Annotated in this window: 10 protein-coding genes; 1 reads left to right on the top strand and 9 read right to left on the bottom strand. The window is 63.9% G+C overall.

Annotated elements, in window-relative coordinates:
* From EOA38_RS15960 to EOA38_RS15950, 3 genes are all read right to left on the bottom strand, one after another.
* On the bottom strand, positions 1-857 hold an 857-nt coding region (locus tag EOA38_RS15960; RefSeq protein WP_127299649.1), incomplete at its 3' end, for an NlpC/P60 family protein.
* Between the two features lie 29 nt (positions 858-886).
* The gene (locus tag EOA38_RS15955) at positions 887-1,237 is read right to left on the bottom strand and encodes a MarR family winged helix-turn-helix transcriptional regulator (protein ID WP_126090315.1); all 351 of its coding nucleotides are present in this window, start codon (positions 1,235-1,237) and stop codon (positions 887-889) included.
* Positions 1,238-1,294: 57 nt separating this feature from the next.
* Positions 1,295-2,662, bottom strand: a complete 1,368-nt coding sequence (locus EOA38_RS15950) for a leucyl aminopeptidase family protein (RefSeq protein WP_127299648.1) — start codon at positions 2,660-2,662, stop codon at positions 1,295-1,297.
* A 123-nt stretch (positions 2,663-2,785) separates the two neighbouring features.
* Here EOA38_RS15950 and EOA38_RS15945 point away from each other — a divergent pair, with 123 nt between their 5' ends.
* Complete coding sequence (locus tag EOA38_RS15945) at positions 2,786-3,607, top strand: tetratricopeptide repeat protein (protein ID WP_127299647.1); 822 nt, start codon at positions 2,786-2,788, stop codon at positions 3,605-3,607.
* 101 nt (positions 3,608-3,708) lie between these two features.
* On the opposite strand, the gene EOA38_RS15940 is transcribed toward EOA38_RS15945, so the two are convergent.
* The 6 genes from EOA38_RS15940 to EOA38_RS15915 form a co-directional block, all read right to left on the bottom strand.
* Positions 3,709-4,725 carry a type II secretion system F family protein gene (locus tag EOA38_RS15940; protein WP_126090318.1) on the bottom strand — a complete coding sequence of 339 codons (1,017 nt, stop codon included), beginning with the start codon at positions 4,723-4,725 and terminating at the stop codon, positions 3,709-3,711.
* Positions 4,726-4,738: 13 nt separating this feature from the next.
* Positions 4,739-5,752, bottom strand: coding sequence for a type II secretion system F family protein (locus EOA38_RS15935; protein WP_127299646.1), 1,014 nt, complete (start codon positions 5,750-5,752; stop codon positions 4,739-4,741).
* A 131-nt stretch (positions 5,753-5,883) separates the two neighbouring features.
* Entirely contained in the window at positions 5,884-7,383 is a 1,500-nt protein-coding gene (locus tag EOA38_RS15930; protein WP_126090320.1) for a CpaF family protein, read from the bottom strand.
* 30 nt (positions 7,384-7,413) lie between these two features.
* A complete protein-coding gene (locus EOA38_RS15925) occupies positions 7,414-8,697 on the bottom strand; it encodes a CpaE family protein (protein WP_189350593.1) in 1,284 nt (427 codons plus the stop codon).
* 29 nt (positions 8,698-8,726) lie between these two features.
* On the bottom strand, positions 8,727-9,467 hold the full coding sequence (locus EOA38_RS15920; RefSeq protein ID WP_127299645.1) for a CpaD family pilus assembly protein: 741 nt from the start codon (positions 9,465-9,467) through the stop codon (positions 8,727-8,729).
* A gap of 14 nt (positions 9,468-9,481) precedes the next feature.
* The coding region (locus EOA38_RS15915; protein WP_145965976.1) for a type II and III secretion system protein family protein at positions 9,482-10,856 on the bottom strand (1,375 nt) is incomplete at its 5' end.

Raw genomic sequence — 10,856 nt, 5'->3', positions numbered from 1 at the left:
GGCCTCCTGACCCCTGTCGGCCCGCCATAAAGATAGCCGATGCGCTCGACCGCTTCCTTCAGCCGCTCGCGCGAGACCAGCATGGTGTGACCGTTGGCGTGGATCATATCCCTCGCGTCGGTCATGATCGCGACATGGCCCTTCCAGAAGACCAGGTCGCCGCGCCGGAGCCCTGAATAATCCGGCCCCGGCTCGAACGGCGTGCCGATCGATGCCGACTGCATGTCGGTGTCGCGCAGCACATCCTTGCCGGCCATGCGCATCGACAATTGCACGAGGCCGGAGCAGTCGATGCCGAAGCCGGAGACGCCGCCCCAGAGATAGGGCGTGCCGAGAAAGCTTTCCGCGACCGTGACATAGTCATCGGCGACCTCGGCGAGCGGCTGCAAATGGGGGGCGATGACCGCCTGCCCCGACGGCAGCAGCGCGTAGTGCGTGCCGCGCGTTTCGGCGGCGCCCGCCACGGTCACGGTCGAGCCCATCGACAGTTGCCCGCTGATCGGAAAGCGCAGATCGGGCCCCGGATAGAGGAAGGTGCGCGGCGCGGAAACGATGTGGGTCGGCGCGTGTTCGCGCGGGCCAAGAACGTTGTCGGCGACATAGCCGACATAGCCGTCGCGCTCGGCCTGCACCCAGGCCCAGCCTTCCGCATCCTCGAAGACGAGCACGTAATCGCCGAACAGCGCCTGGGTATTGACCCCGGCGTCCGGTCGCGGCGCCTTGCGCAGATCGGCGACGGCGGCAGTGATCCGCGCCGGCCGGCCGGCGACGAAGCGATCAGCTGAGACTTCTCCTTTCAGCCTGGCGTCGGCGAGATCGGAACGAAAGGCGTGAAGGCGGGCATCCCTGGCAGTCAAATCGGCAATCCAGTCAACTTGGTGATCCGTCAGATGGGCAGTTCATGCGCCTTCGCAACGATACCATCGCCGAAGCGCTCGACAAAGAGCGCGCCTTCCACCGTGCGCCGGATCAGCACGTTGCGCTTATCGAGCTCGTCGCGGTGCCGTGACACCAGCTTCAGCGCGCCCATCGTGTCGAGCGCGCGGGTGATGACCGGCTTGGTGACGTTGAGCCTGGCGGCCAGCCCGCGCACCGTGTGCGGCGGCGGATCGAGATAGATGGTGAGCAGGATCGCGGTCTGGCGCATGGTGAGATCGGGCGCGCCGTTGCGCACCTGCGACAGCATCACCTGCTGCCACAGTCGCAAGGCCTGGCTCGGGCGCATCGAGATCGACATCACCCCAGCATGACGGCAAATTGTTTCGGTTCCGTTTCAGTAACGGCATTTCGTGGGCTAGCGACCGAAGCGCTTCGCGATGATCCGCTCCAGCGCGCGAATGCCCTGTCCCTCGCCGCCCATCAGTCCGTGCGGACGATCTGCGGGGTTCCAGGCAAAAATGTCGAAATGCGCCCAGCTTGGCGTTTTCTCGACGAAGCGCTTGAGGAAGAGCGCCGCGGTGATCGATCCGGCAAAGCCATCCGTCGTGACATTGTTGATATCGGCGACCTTCGACGACAGCTTGGCATCATAGGGGCGCCACAAGGGCATGCGCCACAACGGATCCTCGACCGCGAGCGAAGCCGCTGCCAGGTCGGAAGCCAGGGCCTCGTCGCCGGTGTAGAAGGGCGGCAGATCGGGGCCAAGCGCAACCCGTGCCGCCCCGGTCAGCGTCGCCATGTCGATCAGCAAGGCCGGCCTTTCCTCGTCGGCAAGCGACAGCGCATCGGCCAGGACCAGCCGGCCTTCCGCGTCGGTGTTGCCTATCTCGACGGTGATGCCCTTGCGGCTCCGCAGCACGTCGCCTGGCCTGAAGGCGTCGCCGGCGATCGAATTCTCGACGGCCGGGATCAGCACGCGCAGCCTGACGTCCAGTTTCGCCGCCATGATCATGGAGGCGAGGCCCAGTACGTTTGCGGCGCCGCCCATGTCCTTCTTCATCAACAGCATGCCCGACGACGGCTTGATGTCCAGGCCGCCCGTATCGAAGCAGACGCCCTTGCCGACCAGCGTCACCTTTGGTGCATCGCCTGGTCCCCATGTCATGTCGATCAGCCGCGGCGCGCCGGTCGAGGCGCGGCCGACGGCATGGATCATCGGAAAATTCCGCGCCAGCAGGTCGTCGCCGGCGATGACGGAGATGTCGGCCCCGTGCGCTGCCGCGAGCGTCCGTGCAGCCTCTTCCAATTCCGCCGGCCCCATGTCGCTGGTCGGCGTGTTGACGAGATCGCGCGCCAGGAAAACGCCCTCGGCGATGCGGCGCACATGCGCGCCGTCGGCCCCCGACGGCAGCGCGAAGCGCAACGCCTTGCCGGGCTTCCTGCCGTAGCGGGTAAAGACGTAGCCGCCGAGGACGAGCGCAAGCGCGGCAAGATCCGGCGCGGGCAGATCCTGGTCAAAATGCCATTCGCCCTCGGGCAGCGACCTCGCCAGGACACCGACGGCAAGCTGGCTTTCACCGTCACCGGTGCCGAAAAGCGCGCCGGCCAGAGCCCCATTCTCGCCGGGCAGGACCAGCGTGCGGCCCGCCTCGCCGGAAAAGCCGTTCGCCCTTGCCCAGGCCACGGCGGAAGGCGGAAGGTCCGTGTCGTCGAGGCCGTCCTTTCCCACCAGATACACTGGCAGGGAGGCGTCCGGTTTCTGATCAACGAGTTCGACAGGCATTCGATGGTCTCCGGCAGGGCATGGCGAGTCGGTTTCTTAACGGTCCGTTAGGGTTAACAGAATATTTCTTCGGGAGGGAAGACGGCCAGCCAACGGCCGCACAGGAATGGAGGTCAGGTGCCGATGCCGATCAAAGCGCCGAACGTCACAAACAAGCATCTGATCACCACGGCATTGACGGTAGCGCTGGCGGCCAGCGTAGCGGGCTGCGGCAGCACCAGCAAGTTCACGACGGGCTCCATTTCCCGATCCGACAACAGGCCGCTGGAAACGATGTCGGCCAACGAATTGCACAGCGCGACGGCCAGGCTTGGCGATTCCTACGCCAGGAACCCGAACGACAAACGCATCGCCACGAATTTCGCCGCGGCACTGCAGATGGATGGCGACGCCGATCAATCGCTGGCGGTGATGCGCAAGCTCGCGATCGCCTACCCCAAGGACCGGGACGTGCTCGCCGCTTATGGCAAGGCGCTTGCCGCCAATGGGCAGTTCGAGCAGGCGCTCGATGCCGTGCGCCGCGCGCAGACGCCGGAATATCCGGACTGGCGGCTGGTGTCGGCGGAAGCCGCTATCCTCGACCAGATGGGCCAGCGCGACGAAGCGCGCCAGGATTATCGCAAGGCGCTCGAGCTCAAGCCGAACGAACCTTCCATCCTCTCCAACCTCGGCATGTCCTACGTGCTCGAAGGGGACCTGCGCACGGCGGAAACCTACATGCGCTCGGCAGCGCAGCAGCCGAGCGCCGACAGCCGCGTGCGGCAGAACCTGGCGCTGGTCGTCGGCCTGCAGGGCCGCTTCGACGAGGCCGAGAAGATCGCCTCGCAGGAGCTCTCGCCGGAACAGGCGCAGGCCAACATCGCTTATCTGCGCCAGATGCTTGCCCAGCAGAATGCCTGGAGCCAGCTCAAGGATCAGGACAAGGCAAAGGTCGCGACGAACTGACCGCGCGCGACGCAATTGCGGACGGAAAAACCGCTGCGCACTTTTCCTGAAAAAGCCGCGCGGCATTCCCCGCGCGGCCTTCCTCCATTCGGCTGTGGCTTCTACTGACTGCTGGAACTGTGCTGGTCGCCGAAGATGCCGCGCTGGCTGACCTGGATGCCGGCAGGTCCCAGAATGATGGCGAACAGAACCGGCAGGAAGAACAGGATCATCGGCACGGTAAGCTTCGGCGGAAGTGCTGCGGCCTTCTTCTCGGCCGCGTTCATGCGCATGTCGCGGCTTTCCGAGGCCAGCACGCGCAGCGCATGCGCCACCGGCGTGCCGTAGCGCTCGGCCTGAACCAGGGCCTGGGATACGGACTTCACCGATTCCAGGCCGGTGCGGCTCGCCAGATTCTCATAGGCAACCTTGCGCTCCTGCAGGTAGGAGAGCTCGGCATTGGTAAGCACGAACTCCTCGGCGAGCGCCACCGACTGCGCGCCGATCTCGTCGGCAACCTTGCGCAGCGCCGCTTCCACCGACATGCCGGATTCGACGCAGATCAGCATCAGGTCGAGCGCGTCCGGCCACGCCAGCTGGATCGACTGCTTGCGCTTTGTCGCGCGGTTGTTGACGTAGAGTATCGGTGCGTAGAAGCCGGCATAGGCGACGAGAATGCAGACAAACAGCTTGATGAAGGCCGGCTGCTGCGGCAATCCGCCGAGCACGAAGACATAGATGGCCGCCAGGGCGAAACCGACGAAGGGCAGAACCAGGCGGAAGAACAGAAAGCGCGTCAGCGGATTCTGGCCGCGGAAACCCGCGACCTTGAGCTTTTGCAGCGTGCCTTCATCGGCCAGCGCACGCCTCAGATCCAGCCGATCGACAATGTTGCGCATGCCGATCGACTGCTCCTCGCGCAGGCCCTTGCGGCGGCGGTCGGCTTCGTTGGCGAGGCGCGCACGCTGCTTGGAGCGCAGTTCGTCACGCTCGAGAGCCACGGTTTTCATGCGCGCCTTGAGCTGATTGCCGCCAAGCGCCGGCATGAGCGTGAAGACGGTCGCAAAAACCGCGATGCCAACCAGGAGCGCGATCAGGAAGGAAGGATCGGTAAGCGTCTTGACGACCTGGTCTGTCATTGGATCCGCGTCCCTACACTTCGAAATTCATCATTTTGCGCATCACCAGGATGCCGATCGACATCCAGACGCCGGAACAGCCGAGGATCAGGTTGCCGACGCTGGTCGTGAACAGAGGCATGATGTAGTTCGGACTCGAAAGATAGACGAGAAAGGCGACGACGAACGGCAAGGCGCCGATGATGACGGCGGATGCCTTCGCTTCCATCGACAGCGCCTGAACCTTGGCCTTCATCTTCTTGCGGTCGCGCAGCACGCGCGAAAGGTTGCCCAGCGCCTCGGAGAGGTTGCCGCCGGCCTGCGACTGGATCTGGATGACGATGCCGAAGAAACCCGCCTCGGTGCACGGCATGGTCTCGGACATTCGCAAGGTGGCATCGGGGATGGACAGACCCATCTGCTGGGAATCGACAATGCGGCGGAACTCGGCCCGGACGGGCTCGGGAGATTCATTGGCGATCAGGCGGATCGCGTCGTTCAGCGGCAGGCCCGACTTGACCGCGCGCACGATAATGTCGAGGGCATTCGGGAACTCCTCCAGGAAAGCCTTCACCCGGCGCGCGCGGCGAAACGAGACGAACCATCGCGGCAGGCCGAAGGCGCCAGCCAGCAGAGCGCCCGGCAGCGCAAACAGCGGCGCGCCGCCAAGATAGGCAAGGAATGTCAGGACGACGCCGCAGATCACCGAGTAGACGTAGAAGCGCTCGATGGAAACCGTCATGCCGGCCTGGCGGATCTGGGCCCTCAATGGCGGCTTCTTGACGTTGCGGTCGTTTGTTTTCTGCTTTTCATCGAGCTGCTTGAGCGAATCCTGAAGGCTCTTGCGCCGCTTGACCGCCTCCGCCGCCCGGTCGCGCGAGGCCTTCACCACCGACCGGTCGGTCTCGGCCGTCTTGATCGTCTCAAGCCGCTTGCCGGCCTGCTTTTCGTTATCGATGCGCGTGAACAGGAAAGCATAGGCCATCGCGCCGGCGCTGAAGCCGGCGAGCACGACGAAAGCCAGAACCGTGGTGTCAATTCCGAACATCGATCGGGATCCCCAGGACATTTCGCCGTTTCAAAGAAACGGCGAACCGCCCTATTTCTTTGTTTAGACGCAATTCCGGACGGAAAACCGCTTCACACTTTTCCTGGAATTGCTTCACACCTCCAGATGCATCAGTCAGCGCGTTTCTCCATCGCCTCGAGCGCGTTGGCGAGGCGCTGCTCCTCGCCATAGTAGCGGGCGCGATCCCAGAAATGCGGCCGGCCGATGCCGGTGGAGACATGCTCGCCGATCAGACGGCCGTTCGCGTCTTCGCCCTTGATGTTGTAGAGGACGATATCCTGGGTGATGATGACGTCGCCTTCCATGCCGATCACCTCGGTGATGTGGGTGATGCGGCGCGAGCCATCGCGCAGGCGAGCCGCTTGGATGATCACGTCGACCGAGCCGACGACGATCTCGCGCACGGTCCTCTGCGGCAGCGAGTAGCCGCCCATGGCTATCATCGATTCGATACGGTTCAGGCACTCGCGCGGACTGTTGGAGTGGATCGTTCCCATCGAACCGTCATGGCCGGTGTTCATGGCCTGCAGAAGGTCGAACACTTCCGGTCCGCGCACCTCGCCGACGATGATCCGTTCGGGCCGCATGCGCAGGCAGTTCTTGACGAGGTCGCGCATCGTCACCTCGCCTTCGCCCTCGAGATTGGGCGGCCTGGTTTCGAGACGGACCACGTGCGGCTGCTGCAGTTGCAACTCGGCCGAGTCCTCGCAGGTGATGACGCGTTCCTCGCGATCGATGTAGTTGGTCAGGCAGTTGAGCAGCGTCGTCTTGCCCGAGCCGGTACCGCCGGAGATGACGACATTGCAGCGGACGCGGCCGATGATCTTGAGGATCTCCGCGCCCTGCGGCGAGATGGCGCCGAACTTGACCAGCTGGTCGAGCGTCAGCTTGTCCTTCTTGAACTTGCGGATGGTGAGCGCGGTGCCATCGAGGGAGAGCGGCGGCGCGATCACATTGACGCGCGAACCGTCGGGAAGACGCGCGTCGCAAATCGGGCTCGATTCATCGACGCGGCGGCCGACCTGGCTGACGATGCGCTGGCAGATGTTGAGCAGCTGCTGATTGTCGCGAAAGCGGATGCCGGTCTGTTCGACCTTGCCATTGACCTCGATGTAGACGTTCTTGGAGCCGTTGACCATGATATCGGCGATGTCGTCGCGCGCGAGCAACGGCTCCAGCGGCCCATAGCCGAGCACGTCGTTGCAGATGTCCTCGAGCAGCTCTTCCTGCTCGGAGATCGACATCGCGAAGTTCTTGATCGCGATGATGTCGTTGACGATGTCGCGGATTTCCTCGCGCGCGCTTTCGGGATCGAGCTTGGCGAGTTGCGACAGGTCGATCGTGTCGATCAGCGCGGAAAACACCTGACTCTTGGTGTCGTAATAGGTCTCGCTGCGCTCGCGCTGGACCCTCCTTGGCGGCTCGGGCGCCATCGGCGGCGCCTCGACCGGACGGCGGGCGGGCGAGGCAGCAGGCGTGCTGGGCGCCGGCGCGGCCGGCCGATCGACAGCCATCGTCCCGGCCGAAACGGGCGCGGCGGGAGGAGGTGCCGGCGGACGGAATTCGGGAGCTGCCCGGTTGCCGTCGTCTTTGCCTCTTTTACCAAACATGATCGACTACCCGATACGGCCCCATGAGCGTCACTTCTTGTTGCGCGACAGCTTGCCTAGGATGGAACCCAGCCCGGCCTTCTTCTTCGTCTTGATCTCGCTGCGTCCGGTCAGCACATGGGCGATTTCGTTGATCGTGCCGACGACCGGGCTCTTGGCGTCCATCTCGCCAAGCATGCGGCCGTTGTTGGCCGCGTTGCCGAACAGCAGAGGCTCGAAATTGATCACCGCCATGGGCGTGATGCCGAGCGGTTCGGAAAAATCCGAAGCCGCGATCTCCGGCCGCTTCGGAACGCCTGCCTGATTGATGATCAGCTTCGGCGGCGGATCGTTCGGGCGCAGCCGCTTCAGCACGTCCACCATATTCTTGGTGTTGCGCAGATTGGCGAGTTCGGGCGTGGCCGTGATGACGATCTCATCGGCCTTGATCAGCGTGCTCTTCGACCATCCGCTCCAGATATGAGGGACATCGAGCACGAGCAAAGGCGCGCTGCGCTGCGCCGTTTCGATGATCTGCGCGAAGGCGTCCGCATCGAAATCGTAGACGCGCTCGAGCGTGGAGGGTGCCGCGAGCAGGGACAAATGCTCGGCGCACTGCGCGAGCAGCCGGTCGAGATAGACCTCATCGACCCGCTCGGGCGAAAACACCGCCTCGGCGATACCCTGCGCGGGATCCTGGTCGAAGTTGATGTTGGCGGTGCCGAAAGCGAGGTCGAGATCGGCTACAACGACTTCCGACTTGAACAATGACGACATCGCCCACGCGACGTTGTGAGCGATCGTCGAGGAGCCGACGCCGCCCTTGGCGCCGACGAAGGCGATGGAGCGGCCGATCGGATCGGACTCGGGATCGACGAAGATCGACGATACGACGCTGACGATATCGGTCATCGAGACCGGCGCGATGACATATTCGGAAATGCCGGAGCGGATGAGTTCGCGGTAGAGGCCGACATCGTTGTAGTGGCCGACAACCACGACCTTCGAAGACGGATCGCAATGTTCCGCGAGCTGAGCGAGTTGCTCGAGCAGCTGTTTCGGCTCGCTGCGCGATTCCAGCAGGATCAGGTTGGGCGTCGGTGCCGACTGGTAGAATTCGATCGCGGTGGCGATGCCGCCCATATGAACCTTGAGATGGGCCTTGGCCATGCGGCGATCCTCGCCGGCGCGCTCGATGGGGTTGGCGACGCCCTCGGTCTCGCAGAAGGCCTGGATCGAGATGCGCGGCACCGGACGCAGCGCCTGCATGGCCGCAATGTCCTGCTGCGAAAGATCGCCGGTATCCGAGGGCGTGTCGTAGGCGAGATTGCTCATCGTCATGCTCTTTCCGTCATCGGCGCGGCTCAGTATGTCACTTCCGAATTGCCGAGGAACTCGTTCGAAATGCCTCTCGCGCGATAAAGGTCGATCACCGCGCCGCGATTTTCGGCGTCGATGTCGGTCTGCCTGCGCGGCCCGAGCAGATCGTTGGGGTTGGCCATCTGAGCGGCAAGGTTGTTCTGATAGGAGCAGCCGAAATCGGCATAGTGCCGGTTTTCCGAGGTCTGCAGCAGGTCGTCCGGCCAGCGCCCGCATTTGTCGGTCTGCGCTCTCACCGCGACGAAGGCGACGCGGACCGGCGCCGAGGCCTCGGGCACGGCCGACTGATAGGACGTCATGACGATCCGGTCGCGCCTGACGCCGGCGGCGGCGGCGACCCTGGCGAAATCTCGACCCGCCACAAGTGCCGCCACTTCGTTGGCGGCCCCTCTCGGGATCGCGATGGTAAGCGATGGGGCGGCGCTCTTGTCATAGCCGCCGAGGAAGCCGAGAAGCGTGTCGCGCTGGGCACCGGTCATGCCGCGATCGCCGGCGCCGACAGGCAGGTCGATCTTCTGGTTCTTCTCGGCGATGACGATGGGATGATTGGTGCGATAGTCGTCCGGTATGGCGCCGACCGTCACGCTGTCGCGGTGCCAGTTGGCGCAGCCGGCGAGCGAGGCCGCAAGCGCGATCGCCAGGGCCGGGACGACAGACCGGCGGATCCGCTCGCGGCCCGATCCTGCCGTCGCGATCGTGATGGCCTTAGATGCTGACTGAGACATGTCCGCTTTCCCGCTCATTTGTAGATGAAGCCGACGACGCCGTGGTAACGGCCCGCCGGCCTATCGGTCTGCATGGTGCCGTAGACGCGATTGACACGGCCGAGGAACATGCCGGCGCCATCGCTCGGCGCGTTGAAATTGTCGTCGGGCTTCGCCAGTTCGTTGCGCGCCACCGGCCGCGCCAGATAGGGGGTGATGATGATGACGAGCTCGCTCTCGTTGCGCACGAAGTCGCGGCTGCGGAAGAGCGCGCCGAGGACGGGGATCTTGGTGAGCCCGGGCAATCCGGAAACCGCCTGTCTGACATCGTCCCTTACGAGGCCTGCGATCATCATCGAGCCTCCAGAGGGTAGTTCGACCGTGGTGTCAGCCAGACGTTTGCGGATCGATAGCGCGGTCATGCCGGGCAAGGCTCCAGCCGATTCGAGTGTCGTTGCGCCTTCCGCCGTAGGTTCTGAAACAGAGGTTCTCACTTTGAGGCTGATGCGACCAGGTGAGAGCACCACGGGTTGGAATTCGAGCCCAATTCCATATTCAAGGCGCTCGTTGGAATAGGTGACCTGGCCCGTCTGGTTGTCAGTTGAGACGTTGCTCGTTCGGCTTGTGATAAGGTTAAATTCGCCGCCAACCTTGAACGTTGCCTTTTCGCCAGAGACTGCGGTCAGCGTCGGCTCGGCCAGCGTCTTCATCACACCACTCTGCTCCATCGCGTTTATGTACGATTGAAGCGCAGAGGTACCGATCGAAGCCCCTGAGTATTGCGACAAAGGCTTTCCCAATCCGTAGTTCGGGCTGCTCAGCGCGCTCCAGGAAATGCCGTTGCTGCCGCCGTTGCCGACCATGTTGACGCCGAGCTGCTTCATCACCGAGCGGCTGACTTCGGCCACCGTCACCTTCAGCGTCACCTGATCGTCGCCAATGATCTGCAGCAGATTGACGATCTTGGAGACACGGCGTTCGGCGTCGGGATTGTTGATGTCGACGCCGCCATTGGCCGAGCCGCCGGCGGCTGTCTGCGAATACTGGCCGGTTGTCGCTTCACCGCCCGAGACGAAGATGGTGGCCAGGTCGACGGCGCGCTTGGCGTCGAGCGGCGTGTCCACGTCGCCGGTGAGGATCACGTTGTCGTTCAGCAGCTCGACCTTGATCTGCGACGTCGGGAGGAAGCGCTTGAGATAGTCTTCCAGTCCGGCGACGTCGCGTTCGACCGCCAGGTCGAGGCTGGCGATCTGTTCGCCGTTGGGGCCGAAGACGAAGATATTGGTTTCGCCGACCGCCTTGCCGAACAGATAGATGCGGCGCGCCGTGCGCGTGACCGCATCCGCGACCGCCGGATTGGCGACGAGGATGTCGTAGGCATCGTTCGGCAGATCGATGACCACCGACTTG

It is taken from the genome of Mesorhizobium sp. M1E.F.Ca.ET.041.01.1.1 (assembly GCF_003997355.1).
GTDB lineage: Bacteria > Pseudomonadota > Alphaproteobacteria > Rhizobiales > Rhizobiaceae > Mesorhizobium.
This window is presented reverse-complemented; position numbering and strand designations above follow the sequence as displayed.